General features: G+C 58.9%; 13 protein-coding genes. 10 read left to right on the plus strand and 3 right to left on the minus strand.

The genetic code is table 11. The features are described from left to right. The first annotated feature begins 111 nt into the window (after positions 1–111). The 3 genes from ACEN8Z_RS23275 (at position 112) to ACEN8Z_RS23285 (ending at position 3,586) form a co-directional block, all read left to right on the plus strand. Positions 112–1,470 carry a nucleobase:cation symporter-2 family protein gene (locus ACEN8Z_RS23275; RefSeq protein WP_495595810.1) on the plus strand — a complete coding sequence of 453 codons (1,359 nt, stop codon included), beginning with the start codon at positions 112–114 and terminating at the stop codon, positions 1,468–1,470. 167 nt (positions 1,471–1,637) lie between these two features. Further along, entirely contained in the window at positions 1,638–2,423 is a 786-nt protein-coding gene (locus ACEN8Z_RS23280; protein WP_495595811.1) for an outer membrane protein OmpK, read from the plus strand. A gap of 377 nt (positions 2,424–2,800) precedes the next feature. Continuing rightward, positions 2,801–3,586 carry an outer membrane protein OmpK gene (locus ACEN8Z_RS23285; RefSeq protein WP_495595812.1) on the plus strand — a complete coding sequence of 262 codons (786 nt, stop codon included), beginning with the start codon at positions 2,801–2,803 and terminating at the stop codon, positions 3,584–3,586. A 47-nt stretch (positions 3,587–3,633) separates the two neighbouring features. Here the strand turns inward: ACEN8Z_RS23285 and ACEN8Z_RS23290 are convergent, their stop codons facing one another. The 3 genes from ACEN8Z_RS23290 to ACEN8Z_RS23300 form a co-directional block, all read right to left on the minus strand. Beyond that, entirely contained in the window at positions 3,634–6,363 is a 2,730-nt protein-coding gene (locus tag ACEN8Z_RS23290) for an RHS repeat domain-containing protein (protein WP_495595813.1), read from the minus strand. A gap of 72 nt (positions 6,364–6,435) precedes the next feature. Then, complete coding sequence (locus ACEN8Z_RS23295; protein WP_495595814.1) at positions 6,436–7,605, minus strand: patatin-like phospholipase family protein; 1,170 nt, start codon at positions 7,603–7,605, stop codon at positions 6,436–6,438. 150 nt (positions 7,606–7,755) lie between these two features. Next, positions 7,756–8,688, minus strand: a complete 933-nt coding sequence (locus ACEN8Z_RS23300) for a lipid A biosynthesis lauroyl acyltransferase (protein ID WP_007993098.1) — start codon at positions 8,686–8,688, stop codon at positions 7,756–7,758. 118 nt (positions 8,689–8,806) lie between these two features. On the opposite strand from ACEN8Z_RS23300, the gene minC reads away from it, so the two are divergent. From minC to ACEN8Z_RS23335, 7 genes are all read left to right on the plus strand, one after another. Continuing rightward, complete coding sequence (gene minC, locus ACEN8Z_RS23305) at positions 8,807–9,544, plus strand: septum site-determining protein MinC (protein ID WP_033051854.1); 738 nt, start codon at positions 8,807–8,809, stop codon at positions 9,542–9,544. A 202-nt stretch (positions 9,545–9,746) separates the two neighbouring features. Further along, positions 9,747–10,559, plus strand: a complete 813-nt coding sequence (minD, locus tag ACEN8Z_RS23310) for a septum site-determining protein MinD (protein WP_007974946.1) — start codon at positions 9,747–9,749, stop codon at positions 10,557–10,559. 3 nt (positions 10,560–10,562) lie between these two features. Then, a complete protein-coding gene (gene minE / locus ACEN8Z_RS23315; RefSeq protein ID WP_007974947.1) occupies positions 10,563–10,817 on the plus strand; it encodes a cell division topological specificity factor MinE in 255 nt (84 codons plus the stop codon). Between the two features lie 141 nt (positions 10,818–10,958). Beyond that, positions 10,959–11,594 carry an RluA family pseudouridine synthase gene (locus ACEN8Z_RS23320; protein ID WP_007988158.1) on the plus strand — a complete coding sequence of 212 codons (636 nt, stop codon included), beginning with the start codon at positions 10,959–10,961 and terminating at the stop codon, positions 11,592–11,594. Positions 11,595–11,891: 297 nt separating this feature from the next. Continuing rightward, on the plus strand, positions 11,892–13,181 hold the full coding sequence (locus ACEN8Z_RS23325) for a M18 family aminopeptidase (RefSeq protein WP_007999675.1): 1,290 nt from the start codon (positions 11,892–11,894) through the stop codon (positions 13,179–13,181). A gap of 195 nt (positions 13,182–13,376) precedes the next feature. Continuing rightward, the gene (locus ACEN8Z_RS23330; RefSeq protein WP_007999677.1) at positions 13,377–13,553 is read left to right on the plus strand and encodes a hypothetical protein; all 177 of its coding nucleotides are present in this window, start codon (positions 13,377–13,379) and stop codon (positions 13,551–13,553) included. 78 nt (positions 13,554–13,631) lie between these two features. Further along, positions 13,632–15,788, plus strand: coding sequence for a mechanosensitive ion channel family protein (locus tag ACEN8Z_RS23335; RefSeq protein ID WP_495595815.1), 2,157 nt, complete (start codon positions 13,632–13,634; stop codon positions 15,786–15,788). The last annotated feature ends 38 nt before the right edge of the window (positions 15,789–15,826 follow it).

Here is a 15,826-nt window from a genome sequence, read left to right on the forward strand (position 1 = left end):
ATTTTGTGTCGATCACAAATCCCCTGTGGGAGCGAGCTTGCTCGCGATTGGCCGCGCCGCGGTCAGCCTGATGCACAAAATCACAAGAATAAAAAAGATCCGAGGTGTTGCATGTCCGAGCTATCCGCAGCGCGCATCCCCGACGCACCCGCCATTCAGCGTTTGCCCCTTTTGCAACTGATTCTGGTCGGTTTGCAACATGTTCTGCTGATGTACGGTGGCGCCATCGCGGTACCGCTGATCATCGGACAGGCCGCTGGCCTGAGTCGTGAAGAAATTGCCTTCCTGATCAACGCCGACCTGCTGGTGGCGGGTATCGCCACCATCGTCCAGTCCCTCGGCATCGGCCCCATGGGCATTCGCATGCCGGTGATGATGGGCGCCAGTTTCGCCGCCGTCGGCAGCATGGTCGCCATGGCCGGCATGCCCGGTATCGGCCTGCAAGGGATCTTCGGCGCGACCATCGCTGCCGGTTTCTTCGGCATGATCATCGCCCCGTTCATGTCCAAGGTCGTGCGCTTCTTCCCGCCGCTGGTGACCGGCACGGTCATCACCTCGATCGGTTTGTCACTGTTCCCCGTGGCCGTGAACTGGGCCGGCGGCGGTGCCAGCGCCGCTCAATTCGGCTCGCCGATCTACCTGACCATCGCCGCGCTGGTGCTGGGCACCATTTTGCTGGTGCACCGCTTCATGCGCGGCTTCTGGGTCAATATTTCCGTGCTGATCGGCATGTGCCTGGGATACGTGCTCTGCGGCCTGCTCGGCATGGTCGACCTCAGCGGCATGGCTCAGGCGCCATGGCTGCAATTCGTCACGCCGCTGCACTTTGGCATGCCGAAATTCGAACTCGCGCCGATCCTGTCGATGTGCCTGGTGGTGGTGATCATTTTCGTCGAGTCCACCGGGATGTTTCTTGCGCTGGGCAAGATCACCGGCCAGGAAGTCTGCCCACGGATGCTGCGTCGCGGCTTGCTGTGCGATGCCGGCGCCTCGTTCTTCGCCGGTTTTTTCAATACCTTCACCCACTCCTCCTTCGCCCAGAACATCGGCCTGGTACAGATGACCGGCGTGCGCTGCCGCTCGGTGACCATCGTTGCCGGCGGGTTGCTGATCGTCCTGAGCCTGCTGCCCAAAGCCGCGTTTTTGGTGGCGTCGATCCCTCCGGCAGTCCTGGGTGGCGCAGCGATTGCGATGTTCGGCATGGTCGCCGCCACCGGGATCAAGATCCTGCAGGAAGCCGACATCGGTGACCGTCGCAACCAGTTGCTGGTGGCGGTGAGCATCGGCATGGGGCTGATCCCGGTAGTACGCCCGGAATTTTTCGCCCACCTGCCCGTGTGGATGAGCCCGATCACCCACAGCGGCATCGCCATGGCCACCCTCAGTGCCCTGACCTTGAACCTGCTGTTCAACATCCTTGGCGGCGCCGAACGCGCGGCCATCAACGACTGCCACGCTCATACGCATTGACTCGCAAACACACGCCCCCTGTAGGAGCGAGCCTGCTCGCGATGAACCCGAGAACACCGCGTTTATCCAGATAACACGCGTAATCGTTGACGACCATCGCGAGCAGGCTCGCTCCTACAGGGTAAGGGTTTCCTGCGCCTTAAAATAAAAACAAGAGGGAGCAACAGATGATTCGGACACAAACCAACCTGCTGTTGGGTGCTGGCCTGCTGGCCGCGAGTCAGGCCATGGCCGGCGATTTACTGCTGTGGCAGACCAACAGCCTGAGCTACCTGTACGGAAAGAACTTCGCGATCAACCCACCAATCCAGCAGACGATAACCTTCGAACACGCCGATCGCTGGAAGTACGGCGACAACTTCATGTTCATCGACAGCACCTGGTACAACGGCGAGAAAGACCGGAACAAAGGCGCTCACGCCTATTACGGCGAGTTCAGCCCGCGTCTCTCCTTCGGCAAGATCCTCGACCGCCGTTTCGAATTCGGCCCGATCAAGGACGTGCTGCTGGCCATGACCTACGAAAACGGCGAAGACGACAGCAAGGCTTACCTGATCGGTCCCGGTTTCGACCTCGCGGTACCGGGCTTCAACTTTTTCACCTTGAACTTCTATTACCGCCAGACCGAAGGCTCGCGCCCCGGCGACGACGTCTGGCAAATCACCCCAGCCTGGTCCTACACCCTTCCGTTGGGCAACTCGAACCTGTTGATCGACGGCTACATCGACTGGGTGGTGGATAACGACCAGAACGCCCGCGGCACCTATCACGCCAACCTGCACTTCAACCCGCAGATCAAGTACGACCTGGGCAAAGCCCTGGGCTGGCGCGAGAAACAGGTGTATGTCGGCACCGAATACAGCTACTGGAAGGACAAATACGGTGTCCAGGACAGCTCCCGCTTCAACACCAATGAAAACACCGCCAGCCTGCTGGTAAAGGTGCACTTCTGATGCTGCTCCGCAACCGTGCCCCAAACCTGTCGTCGGTGTGCCGTTGCGGAGCACTTGAGACCTGGCCGAGGAGTCAGTATTCTCCGCGGCCGCCCGAATCCGGTTTAAAAAAAAGCCCGGATGTAAAACCTGACCAGCAGGCCAACTTATCCCGGCGCTGGCAGGAACCAAGGCACTCCAAAACCCCTCTCAATCGACCGCTCTTGAGCCGCCGAACGGGAGTTTTTTTGCTTTTTGAAAGCCTTGGCTCAGCGCTTGCTAACAGCATTAAAGCTGACCGAATGGATGATTTTTTACCGCTACAGAAACAGGCGCCACACCAGAGCGCCGACTTTAAAAAAATAACGTGGAACCACCTACTTTTTGGGAGCAACCGAATGAAACGTACGTGCACTAGCCTGATGCTGGCGGGATCATTGCTGGCGGGGGGTCAGGCCATGGCCGGCGACTTGCTGCAATGGCAGAACAACAGCCTGAGCTACCTCTATGGCAAGGACTTCCAGGTCAACCCGCGCATCCAGCAGACGGTGACCTTCGAACACGCCGACGGTTGGAAATACGGCGACAACTTCTTCTTCATCGACAAGATCTTCTACAACGGCAAGGAAGACGCCTTCGCGGGCAAGAACAGCCACTACGGCGAGCTCAGCCCGCGCCTGTCGTTCAACAAGATCTTCGACCAGAAGTTCGAGCTCGGCCCGATCAAGGACGTGCTGCTGGCCATGACCTACGAGTTCGGTGAAGACGACACCGAGTCGTACCTGATCGGCCCTGGCTTCGACCTGGCCATCCCGGGCTTCGACTACTTCCAGTTGAACTTCTACAACCGTCACACCGAAGGCGACCGCCCGGGCGACAACATCTGGCAGGTCACGCCGGTCTGGTCCTACACCATTCCGGTGGGTGGCTCGGACGTGCTGATCGACGGTTTCATGGACTGGGTCGTCGACAACGACGTGAACAAAAATGGCGAATACCACGCCAACCTGCACTTCAATCCACAGGTCAAATACGACCTGGGCAAGGCGTTGAACCTGGGTGCCAAGCAGTTGTACGTCGGTGTCGAGTATGACTACTGGAAAAACAAGTACGGGATTGAAGACAGCCAGGGCTTCAAGACCGATCAGAGTGTGACAAGTTTCCTGGTCAAGGTTCACTTCTAATGATTCTTTGACCGTTCTGCGCCTCACTCACGAGGCGCAGTTCAGTTTTATCGAGAAGCGATATTCAGTACTTCCCCCGGAAACCGCGTGTACGGCCTTCTTTGGCTGACATGCAAAGGAGGTTCAACTGACTTCAACCCTCTATCCACCATTGGTATAGATCTCACACTAACAAAGCGCTTAGACACTGACTTTTCTGGAGTAATCTCCACATTCAAATACTGATTAATTGAAGCTGTTGTTTTCGCGCCACTCAAACCAACCTGTATCTCGAGCAGCCTCTCTTTATGTGTACTTTCCCGTATAATAATTGACGGCACGTCATGAACTTCAATAGCTAGCACCCCTCCACTTCTAGAAAGATAGTCCCGCACAGCTTTAGACTTTTCTTCATTCCCTGAAACTTCTCCCCCCAAACCGGCGAGGCTCACATTATTCCCCTGCAGATCGCGCAAAACCACTGCGCCTCGGACCAGAGTGGGCTGACCGGCCGCCGAATTAAATGCCTCAATGTACCTTTTAGGCCAAACCTCCATTGTTCGGCTTGACGGGTTATGCTGAAACATATCCGCCTCAAAACTCCAAGATTGATTTTTTGAAAAGTCATTAAGCGTTATTCTTTCCTTCCACCTTAAGTTCGGCATTTCCTGAAATACGCCTAGCACACGATCTTTCCAATCCGGCCTATAGGAAAGCTCAATATTGGCGACAATATTATTCCCGACAGCCTCACCTGAACTCAGGTCAGAATAAGAAAGCTGCAATTTTTCAAGCTGCCATTTGCCAATTTTCTCAGGCAATATCGAATTCACATCATCCCCAATCAGTCCTTGCTCATCCCTCAATGACATAGGGCGATTACTCACCATTAAAAACATGTTCAAGCCGTCTACGCTGCCGATAGGATCTGCACTCACCCACTGCTGCAACCACGGTGCATAATACCGATACCCATAATAGTAAAGCCCCGTCGCATCCCGTTCTTTACCCGAATAACGAATCGTCTTGTACTTGGCCTCAATTTCACTGGTACCCGCCCACACCGCCGTCCCGCCAAACGGGTAATAAACCTCCCGACTCAACAGCGCTCCCAGTTCATCCAGTTCCAGCGTGCACGAGTTCAGATGGTCACTCAGGCAAAAACGCAGTTGGTCATTACGCACGCCCCTGGGCCGTTTCCCAATCCAGTGCAAGGCCCGTACATGGCTGAGCCCCGCCTCGACACTGAGTACATGCCGCTCTTCACCAGTAGCCGTATCACGATGGATTTCCAGCCCCGGCAAGTAACGTACTTCAGCACGCAGCGTGCGACGAGCCGTCTCGGTGAGTCGGACTTTTCTCAGTCGATGCCCGGGACTGTCGTAGAAATAACACTCGGTATCGTCAGGCCCATCCTCACGCTTGACCATCGTCACGCGACTCAATTGATTGCGAATGTCCCAACTCATTTCCTGGCCGCGCAACAGTTCCTGCTGATTGCCATTGGCATCGAAGCCATCCGCCAGATTGCCCTCATTTGCGACGCTGCGATTGCTGTCGGGCGAGGTAAACATCTCGAAGGTTTCCACGCCGCTGTGGTGGCGGGTTTGCAAATTTCCGGCAGCGTCATAGTTGAAGGATTGGGTGTAATTGCGCTGCTGGTTGGGGTCCAGCGGTGTGGTTTGCCAGGCAGGCAATGCGGGACCATGACCGGGCTGGCTGACTTCCCGGCCGGTGGCTTCAACCAGTTGATACAGGCTGTCATAGCGATAGCGGTTGATCGGGTCGATCTGCTGATGATTGAAATAGCGCGTCAGCGCCACCTTGTCTTCGACACTTGAGATATTGCCGACCGGATCGTAGGAGTATTCGAGGTGCTGAAGCGGCACGCCTCGGGCATCGCAAGACAGCAATCCGGCCAGCCGCCCATCTTCAGCCGCGTACCGGGCTGTAGTCAGGACACCGTTCGCCGCAAGCTCACTTTCAACCTTGCCAAGGGCGTCATATCGGATGTCACCCACCAGTACTTGAGGAGGGCCGGAAGCGCCAGCCAACCTCAGTCGGGTTTCAAGCAACTCGCCAGACAGGTTGTAAGCGAAGGTTCTCAGGTTTTCCCTCGCGTCCATCTGACAGAGCATTTCCCCTGAAGGCCCATACTGTTGAGCCGTCCTGAAAACCTCGTCCTCCAGGCGCGCATCGGCGGATTCGGACGACCAATTCGGCGGGGCCAGATCGAGCATGAAGCGGGTTTCTTCCGCCAGAAGCAAACCACCCACGCCATATTCGCAAAGGCTGTGCCGGCCAGCCGGATGGTCATGGCGAATCAGTTGGCCACATTGGTTATGAACAGCAGACTCTTCTCCCGCACCGCCGTAAGCAAAACGCTCGGAGACGCGCGACATCTCATCCCTCATCTGCTCTGTCACGGTCACCGGACGCAGAAGCTCATCGTACTCAGTGTGACGCTGGCTCCCGCGACCGTCCCAGAACGAACGCGTCACGCCAGCCTGACCCAGCAAGCTCAGTTGCCAACCGGCATCGACGCTGTCCACCAGCAGGGGCATATTTTGTAGATTGTGCGTCGTGACGAGATTCGGTTTTGGCGCCGAGCCCCACAATCGTGGATCCCAGGAAGCCGCCAGCCGTCCGGCAGCGTCAAAGTGATTGCGGGTGATGCGAGTCTCAACGGACGGGTTCCGCGGATGACGGCAATAGGCGACATTTCGCACAGCCAAACCGCGCGAATCCACCACCGACACGCTAGGTGTGTGAGCATCAATCCATTGTGCAGCCGCCATCTTCGAACCCTCTACCTGAAGGTTTTAATCTGATCGGAAAACGTAACCCCATCTACTGTCAGATCTGACAGTTCAAACAGCCTCAGCCACCGGGAGCCCCAGAAACCGGCACAACTCCCCACGCTTGGCCAACGCATCGCGCCGCCCCAGCTCGATCAATTCGCTGCAATACCCCGCCTCGAACAGCAGATAGCTCAATACCCCCGCCCCGCTGGTCTTGGTCGCACCCGGCCCGCGCAAGAACAGGCGCAGCGCCGGTGGCAGTTCCTGGCGATGGCGTGCGGCAATCTCGTCGATCGGCTGGCTCGGTGAAATCACCAGCACGTCCACCGGCGCCACGCCCAAGGCACGGGTTGGCGTACCGTCGGGCATCAGGCGACTGAACTGGTTCAGACGCTGCAACAGTTCGATATCACTTTCCAGGCTGTCAATGAACGTACTGTTGAGCATGTGCCCGCCGATTTGCGCCAGTGTCGGCTGCTGACCGGTGTAGCTGCGCTGCAAGGGTTGTTGCGGGTCGAACCCGCGGGGGTTGCCGCTGACGCCCACCACCAGCACCCGACTGGCACCCAGATGCAGCGCCGGACTGATCGGCGCCGACTGACGCACCGCGCCATCACCGAAATACTCTTCGCCGATTTTCACCGGAGCGAACAGCAGCGGAATGGCCGAACTGGCGAGTAGATGTTCAACGGAAAGTTGGGTTGGAACGCCGATGCGTCGATGGCGCAACCAGGCGTCAATCTTGCCGCCGCCCTGATAGAAGGTGACTGCCTGACCGGACTCATAGCCGAACGCGGTGACCGCCACCGCATGCAATTGCTTCTGTGCAATCGCTTCGGCGATGCCGCCCATATGCAGCTTGTCATGGAGCAAATGCCGCAGCGGAGAACTGTTGAGCAACGCCACCGGCATGTGTGCACCGATGCCAAGCAAACTGTGGCTGACAAAGCGGCTGGCCTGGCGGATCACCCCGGGCCAGTCGCTGCGCAACACCAGATGACTGCGAAAGCCTTGCCAGAAGGCCGTCAGGTGTTCGATGGCGCTACGAAAGTCCATTGCCCCGCTGGCGAGGCTGACTGCGTTGATCGCGCCCGCCGAGGTGCCGACAATCACCGGAAACGGATTGCTCGCCCCCGGCGGCAGCAATTCGGCAATCGCCGCCAGCACCCCGACCTGATAGGCCGCCCGAGCCCCGCCGCCGGAAAGAATCAACCCTGTAACCGGTTCGCCTGGACTCATGCACAACTCTCCATGGTGCTTGATGGAATTTCGTTGTTTCGACCTGTTCCCTTGCTCGCGATGGTCGTGAAAACGCCGCGGGGTGTCAGGTGCCCCGCGTTATCGTTGACCACCATCGCGAGCACGCTCGCTCCTACAGGGGAGCGGGATTCAACCGCGTTTGGCGTACAGCTTGGGCTCGCCCGGTGGACGGCTCTTGAAGCGGCGGTGGGCCCACAGGTATTGCTCGGGATGTTCGCGCAGAACGGCTTCGATCCATTGATTGATGCGGATGCAGTCGTCTTCTTCGGTTTCACCGGGGAAGCCTTCGAGCGGCGCATGAATCACCAGGCGATAACCGCTGCCGTCCGCCAGGCGTTCCTGGGTGAACGGCACCACCAGTGCCTTGCCCAACCGCGCAAACTTGCTCGTGGCGGTGACGGTCGCCGCCTGAATGCCGAACAGCGGCACGAAAATGCTTTGCTTGGCGCCGTAGTCCTGATCCGGTGCGTACCAGATCGCCCGGCCCGAGCGCAGCAATTTGAGCATGCCGCGCACGTCTTCGCGCTCCACCGCCAGCGAGTCGAGATTGTGGCGCTCGCGGCCCTGGCGCTGGATGTAGTCGAACAGTGGATTTTTGTGCTCGCGGTACATGCCGTCGATGGTGTGCTGCTGGCCAAGCAACGCGGCACCGATTTCCAGCGTCGTGAAGTGCAGCGCCATCAGGATCACGCCCTTGCCCTCGCGCTGGGCCTTTTGCAAATGCTCCAGCCCTTCGACATGAGCCAGGTTCGCCAGGCGTTTACGCGACCACCACCAACTCATCGCCATCTCAAAAAAAGCGATGCCGGTGGAGGCGAAGTTTTCCTTGAGCAGGCGTTTGCGCTCGGCGGCGTTTTTTTCAGGAAAACACAGTTCCAGGTTGCGCTTGGCGATGCGCCGTCTGTCGCCGGCCACCCGATACATCAATGCACCCAGAACACGACCGATCCACAACAGTGCCGGATACGGCAACTGGACGATCAGCCACAACAGCCCCAAGCCACACCATAGCGGCCAGAAACGTGGAGATAGAAATGCTTTTCGAAAACGCGGGCGGTCCATTAATGCTTCCGGAATGACAATGGCCGCGCATTCTACATCGTTCGACCCGGCTTGCGGCCTGCGGGCGTTCTCGTTATAAGTCTCGGCACTTTTAGTGACAAGTCGTTGTATGCCGACCATGAGCCAAACCGAACCGCTAGACCAAGATCCCGTGTTCCAGTTGAAGGGCAGCATGCTGGCCATTACGGTGCTGGAACTGGCCCGTAACGACCTCGAAAGCCTTGATCGGCAACTGGCCGCCAAGGTCGCCCAGGCGCCCAACTTCTTCAGCAATGCGCCGCTGGTACTGGCCCTGGACAAACTCCCGGCCAACGAAGGCGCGGTCGATCTGCCAGGTCTGATGCGCGTTTGCCGCCAGCATGGCCTGCGCACCCTGGCGATCCGCGCCAGCCGCATCGAAGACATCGCCGCCGCCATTGCGGTGGACTTGCCGGTGCTGCCACCGTCCGGCGCCCGGGAACGGCCACTGGACCTGACCGAAGGCGAGCCGAAGAAAAAACCGGAAAAACCGCCCGAGCCGGCCATCAAGCCGACAAAAATCATCACTTCGCCAGTACGTGGTGGTCAGCAGATTTATGCCCAGGGCTGCGATCTGGTGGTGATCTCCTCGGTCAGCCCGGGGGCGGAACTTCTCGCCGATGGCAACATCCATGTATACGGCCCGATGCGGGGTCGCGTGTTGGCCGGCGTTAAGGGCGACACCAAGGCGCGGATTTTCTGTCAGCAAATGAGTGCTGAACTGATTTCCATCGCCGGGCATTACAAGGTTTCCGAAGATCTGCGCCGCGACCCGTTATGGGGTTCGGGTGTGCAGGTCAGCCTGTCCGGCGACGTGTTGAACATCATTCGGCTTTAACGGATACTGCCGCATTTTCCAAGCATCTCTAAAACGTAGCGAAAACGGCTCAAACGAAGTAGGAAAAAGGCCAAAAGCAGTGTTTACCGGGGGTAAACGCCGCTCAAAACCGGATTCCAGCCAAGGCTGTCCGACTGCAGTAGTTTTTCAGGAGATGTTTTTCAGGGACTGAAAAGTCCTTCTTCCTTAGGGGTGAAACACCTTGGCCAAGATTCTCGTGGTTACATCCGGCAAGGGTGGTGTGGGTAAGACCACCACCAGCGCCGCTATCGGTACCGGCCTCGCTCTGCGCGGTCACAAAACAGTTATCGTCGACTTCGACGTGGGCTTGCGTAACCTTGACCTGATCATGGGTTGCGAGCGCCGCGTGGTGTATGACTTCGTCAACGTGGTCAACGGCGAAGCCAACCTGCAACAGGCCCTGATCAAAGACAAGCGCCTGGAAAACCTCTACGTGCTGGCCGCCAGCCAGACCCGCGACAAAGACGCGCTGACCGTCGAAGGCGTGGAAAAAGTCCTGATGCAACTCAAGGAAGACTTTGAGTTCGTGGTCTGCGACTCCCCGGCAGGTATCGAGAAAGGCGCCCACCTGGCCATGTACTTCGCTGACGAAGCGATCGTCGTGACCAACCCGGAAGTCTCCTCGGTGCGTGACTCCGATCGCATGCTCGGCCTGCTGGCCAGCAAGTCCCGTCGTGCCGAACGCGGCGAAGACCCGATCAAGGAACACCTGCTGATTACCCGTTATCACCCGGAACGTGTGAGCAAAGGCGAAATGCTCGGCGTAGAAGACGTCAAGGAAATCCTTTCGGTGACCCTGCTCGGCGTGATCCCTGAATCCCAGGCGGTGCTCAAGGCATCCAACCAGGGTGTTCCAGTGATTCTCGACGACCAGAGCGATGCCGGCCAGGCCTACAGCGATACCGTTGACCGCCTGCTGGGCAAGACCGTGGATCATCGATTCCTCGATGTACAGAAGAAGGGATTCTTCGAGCGCCTGTTTGGAGGCAACTAAGCAATGAACCTTTTTGACTTCTTTCGTGCCAACAAAAAGCAAAGCACCGCGTCGGTAGCGAAAGAGCGTCTACAGATCATCGTGGCGCACGAACGCGGCCAACGCAGTACCCCGGACTACCTGCCGGCCTTGCAGAAAGAACTGGTCGAGGTGATCCGCAAGTACGTCAATATCGGGTCCGATGACGTGCATGTCGCACTGGAAAGCCAGGGCAGCTGCTCGATTCTGGAACTCAATATCACCCTGCCAGATCGCTGAGTCGATCCGCCAGGAGCCACGGCGGTTGCAGGAGCGAGCTTGCTCGCGAAGATGTGTCAGCCACATTGATTTCGCTGACACTCCTTCGCGAGCAAGCTCGCTCCTGCAGCCGCCGTTGGCATTTGTTACGAGGCTGTTTTAATGCCGTTGTCCAACGTTCACATCATCCATCAGGACGCCGCCGTATTGGTGGTGAACAAGCCGACCCTGTTGCTCTCTGTCCCTGGCCGGGCCGATGACAACAAGGACTGCCTGATCACCCGCCTGCAGGAAAACGGCTACCCGGAAGCGCGAATCGTCCATCGGCTGGACTGGGAAACTTCCGGCATCATCCTGCTGGCCCGCGACCCGGACACCCATCGCGAGCTGTCCCGGCAATTTCACGACCGCGAAACCGAAAAGGCCTACACCGCCCTGTGCTGGGGTCAGCCGGAACTGGACAGCGGCAGCATCGACCTGCCCTTGCGCTACGACCCGCCGACCAAACCACGGCATGTGGTCGATCACGAATTCGGCAAACATGCATTGACCTTCTGGCGTGTGCTCGAACGTTGCGGCGACTGGTGCCGCGTCGAACTGACACCGATCACCGGCCGCTCCCACCAGTTGCGCGTACACATGCTCTCGATCGGTCATCCGCTGCTGGGCGACGGGCTCTATGCCCATGAACAAGCACTGGCAGCCTGGCCGCGCCTGTGCCTGCACGCGAGCATGCTCACCTTCACCCATCCGCAAAGTGGCGAGCGCCTGCGCTTCGAGTGCCCGGCACCGTTCTGAAACAGATGTAATCCCTGTGGGAGCGGCGGTGCGGCGATCCGACTTGCCCGCGATGGCGTCGTGCCAGGCGACATCAATGCTGACTGGCAAACGCAAAACCCTATGGGAGCGAGCTTGCTCGCGATGAGGCCGGCACATCCAACATTGATGCTGGCTGACACTCCGCCATCGCGAGCAAGCTCGCTCCCACAGGGATCTCCTCCAGATTCGATTTCGATGGCCAGCCCCACAATCAGTGCGACGCCATTTACCAAGCCAATACGTTAAACTGGCGCCACTGCTGTCTGGAGCTACTTTATGCGCGAAGAGTTGAACCAAGGCCTGATCGATTTCCTCAAGGCCTCCCCTACCCCGTTCCATGCCACCGCCAGCCTTGTTCAGCGCCTGGAAGCGGCGGGCTATCAACGCCTCGACGAGCGCGAGCCGTGGTATACCGAAGCCAACGGTCGCTACTACGTCACCCGCAACGACTCTTCGATTGTCGCAATCAAAATGGGCCGTCATTCGCCGCTGCATGGCGGTATTCGCCTGGTCGGCGCCCACACCGACAGCCCGTGCCTGCGCGTCAAGCCGCAACCGGAGCTGCAACGCCAGGGCTTCTGGCAGTTGGGCGTCGAAGTCTATGGCGGCGCGCTGCTGGCGCCGTGGTTCGACCGTGATCTGTCCCTGGCCGGCCGCGTAACCTTCCGGCGTGATGGCAAGGTCGAGAGCCAGTTGATCGACTTCAAGGCTCCGGTCGCGATCATTCCGAACCTGGCGATTCACCTCAACCGTGAAGCCAACATGGGCTGGGCAATCAACGCCCAGACCGAACTGCCGCCGATCCTCGCGCAATTTGCCGGTGACGAGCGAGTGGACTTCCGCGCGGTGCTCACCGATCAACTCGCCCGCGAACACGGCCTGAACGCCGACGTAGTGCTCGATTACGAGCTGAGCTTCTACGACACCCAAAGCGCTGCGGTCATCGGTCTGCACGGTGATTTCATCGCTGGCGCGCGCCTGGACAACCTGCTGTCGTGCTACGCCGGCCTGCAAGCGCTGTTGACGACCGACACCGATGAAACCTGCGTGCTGGTCTGCAATGACCACGAAGAAGTCGGTTCCTGCTCGGCCTGCGGCGCCGATGGCCCGATGCTTGAACAAACCTTGCGTCGCCTGCTGCCTGAAGGTGATGAATTCGTACGCACCATTCAGAAATCCCTGCTGGTCTCGGCTGACAACGCCCACGGCGTGCATCCGAATTACGCCGACAAACACGATGCCAACCACGGCCCGAAACTCAATGCCGGCCCGGTGATCAAGGTCAACAGCAACCAGCGCTACGCCACCAACAGCGAAACCGCCGGATTCTTCCGCCATCTGTGCATGGCTGAAGAAGTGCCGGTGCAGAGTTTCGTGGTGCGCAGCGACATGGGCTGCGGCTCGACCATCGGCCCGATCACCGCCAGCCATCTGGGTGTACGCACTGTGGACATCGGCCTGCCGACGTTCGCCATGCACTCGATCCGCGAACTGTGCGGCAGCCATGACCTGGCGCATCTGGTCAAGGTGCTGAGCGCGTTCTACGCCTGCCGCGAATTGCCGTAACCCCCGCAATACTCTGTAGGAGCGAGCTTGCTCGCGATGGACGCTAACGATTACCCGTGTTTTCTGGATAAACGCGGCGCCCTGACGATCATCGTCGGATCGCCGCCCGGAGCAAGCTCGCTCCTACACACATCACACACCTGCCGCGTCAAAAGCCGCCTAGACTTCAAGTATCCCTTCGACAAGGCTGTCTCCATGATTTCGATGTCTACCTTTCACGCCATGCTGGTCCCGATTCTTGCGGGGATGATCCTGCTGGCCGTCGGCTTCAACTTTCGCGACAAAAATGCCGGTGTGTTCACCATGTGGATCGGCATGCTGAGCATCCTCGCGACCGTGGTGATCAAGATCCTCGCCAAACTCAACGAATAATTCATCACCCTTGGCTCGCATTGATTTTGACGGGCTCGTACACTCGGTCGATCCGCTCCTTGCGAGGTTGACCGCCTAGTGTTCGTTCGTCTTTTTGCCCTGCCGTATTTTTTCCTTGTCTGCCTGATGACGCTGCTGCCAGTGGCGCCTGCCCAGGCGGTCGGCCTGCCAAGCCTGCTCAGCGGCCAGGCCAAGGCGCAGCCCGAAGCACAGGAACCGCTGGGGCAATCCCTGGACGAAGTGATCAAGTCACTGGAGAACGATCAGCAACGCAGCAAACTGCTGGCCGATCTGAAAAAGCTCCGTGACGCCACCCAAAAGGCCCAGCCGATTACCGAAGAAGGCGTGCTGGGCTTGATTGGCGGAACCCTGGCCACTATCGAGAAGAAATTTTCCGGCGACGACAGTCCGCTCACTCGCTGGTCCAGCGAGTTCGATCAGGCCAAGGAAGAACTGGTGGCGCTGGCGCTGCCGGCCAATGAATGGCTACCCATGCTCCTTGCCTTTGCCATGATCCTGATGGTCTGGAGCCTGCTGGCCGCCGCACTGATCTGGATAAGCCACCGCGTGCGGATGCGTTTCGGCCTGACCGAAGAACTGCCGCAGCACCCCCGAGCCCTGGACATGTTGCGCTTCGCCTTGCGCAAGCTCGGGCCATGGTTGATCGCCCTGGTGATCACGGTTTACATGAGCTACGCCCTGCCCTCGTCCCTGGGTAAAAGCCTGGCCATGGTGCTGGCCTACGCACTGGTGGTCGGCACCTGCTTCTCGGCCATCTGCGTGATTGCCTTTTCCCTGCTCGACGGTCCACACCGCCACCGCGCCTTGTACATTCTGCGGCACCAGGCGTTTCGGCCGCTGTGGCTGATCGGCAGCTTCGCCGCGTTTGGCGAAGCGCTGAGCGATCCAAAACTGGTCGACAGCCTCGGCAGCCATCTGGCCCACACTGCTGCCACGGTTGCCAACGTCCTCGCAGCATTGTCCACCGCCCGGTTCATCTTGCGTTTCCGCCGCCCGATCGCCCACCTGATCCGCAACCAGCCGCTGTCCCGACGCCTGACCCGCCGCGCCCTCAACGACACCCTGTCGATTCTCGGCACCTTCTGGTACGTACCGGCGCTGGTGCTGGTGGCCATTTCCCTGTTCGCGACGTTCATTTCCGCCGGTGACACCAGCACTGCCCTGCGCCAGTCGCTGATCTGCACCGTGTTGCTGGTGTTGTGCATGGTCATCAACGGCCTGGTACGCCGCCACGCCCTCAAGCCCCAGCGCGGCATCCGGCGTTACGCCGTGTATTCGGAACGGTTGAAAAACTTCTTCTACACCATCCTCCACCTGTTGGTGTGGCTGGCCTTTATCGAGCTCGGCCTGCGGGTCTGGGGCATGTCGTTGATCCGCTTCACTGAAGGCGATGGCCATGAAGTCAGCGTCAAACTGTTCAGCCTCGCCGGTACGCTGCTGTTCGCCTGGCTGATCTGGATTCTCAGCGACACCGCCGTGCACCACGCCCTCACCCGCTCGCGCAAAGGCCTGGCCAATGCCCGCGCGCAAACGATGATGCCGCTGATTCGCAACGTGCTGTTCGTGGCGATTTTCATCGTTGCGTTGATTGTCGCGCTGGCGAACATGGGCATGAACGTCACACCGCTGTTGGCCGGTGCCGGTGTGATCGGTCTGGCCATTGGTTTTGGCGCACAATCACTGGTGGCCGACCTGATTACCGGGTTGTTCATCATCATCGAAGACTCACTGGCCATCGACGACTACGTGGATGTCGGCGGCCACCTCGGCACAGTCGAAGGCCTGACCATCCGCACCGTGCGCCTGCGAGATATCGATGGCATCGTCCACACCATTCCGTTCAGCGAAATCAAAAGCATCAAGAATTACTCCAGGGAATTCGGCTACGCGATCTTCCGCGTAGCAGTGCCCGCCAGCATGGACATCGACAACGCAATCAAACTGATGCGCGAAGTCGCCCAGAAAATGCGCACCGATCCGCTGCAACGACGCAATATCTGGTCGCCGCTGGAGTTTCAGGGGGTGGAAAGTTTCGAGTCGGGCAACGCAATCCTTCGCGCCCGCTTCAAGACCGCGCCAATCAAGCAGTGGGAGGTTTCACGGGCGTTCAATCTTTCGCTGAAACGACATATGGATGAAGCCGGACTGGATCTGGCGACACCGCGGATGAGCATTCAGGTGGTTACCGCGGGTGGTGGCCAGCAGAATGAATAGCCCGTGTAGGAGCGAGCTTGCTCGCGATGAACTCAAGA

The sequence above is a fragment of the Pseudomonas sp. Pseusp10 genome, assembly GCF_059492225.1.

Bases quoted from the DNA above. Each gene is read 5' to 3' on its own strand.
- ACEN8Z_RS23330 (WP_007999677.1), top strand. From the start codon at position 13,377: ATGATTTCGATGTCTACCTTTCACGCCATGCTGGTCCCGATTCTTGCG.
- ACEN8Z_RS23320 (WP_007988158.1), top strand. From the start codon at position 10,959: ATGCCGTTGTCCAACGTTCACATCATCCATCAGGACGCCGCCGTATTG.
- ACEN8Z_RS23325 (WP_007999675.1), top strand. From the start codon at position 11,892: ATGCGCGAAGAGTTGAACCAAGGCCTGATCGATTTCCTCAAGGCCTCC.
- ACEN8Z_RS23300 (WP_007993098.1), bottom strand. From the start codon at position 8,688: ATGGACCGCCCGCGTTTTCGAAAAGCATTTCTATCTCCACGTTTCTGG.
- ACEN8Z_RS23290 (WP_495595813.1), bottom strand. From the start codon at position 6,363: ATGGCGGCTGCACAATGGATTGATGCTCACACACCTAGCGTGTCGGTG.
- ACEN8Z_RS23295 (WP_495595814.1), bottom strand. From the start codon at position 7,605: ATGAGTCCAGGCGAACCGGTTACAGGGTTGATTCTTTCCGGCGGCGGG.
- ACEN8Z_RS23275 (WP_495595810.1), top strand. From the start codon at position 112: ATGTCCGAGCTATCCGCAGCGCGCATCCCCGACGCACCCGCCATTCAG.
- ACEN8Z_RS23280 (WP_495595811.1), top strand. From the start codon at position 1,638: ATGATTCGGACACAAACCAACCTGCTGTTGGGTGCTGGCCTGCTGGCC.
- minE (WP_007974947.1), top strand. From the start codon at position 10,563: ATGAACCTTTTTGACTTCTTTCGTGCCAACAAAAAGCAAAGCACCGCG.
- minC (WP_033051854.1), top strand. From the start codon at position 8,807: ATGAGCCAAACCGAACCGCTAGACCAAGATCCCGTGTTCCAGTTGAAG.
- ACEN8Z_RS23285 (WP_495595812.1), top strand. From the start codon at position 2,801: ATGAAACGTACGTGCACTAGCCTGATGCTGGCGGGATCATTGCTGGCG.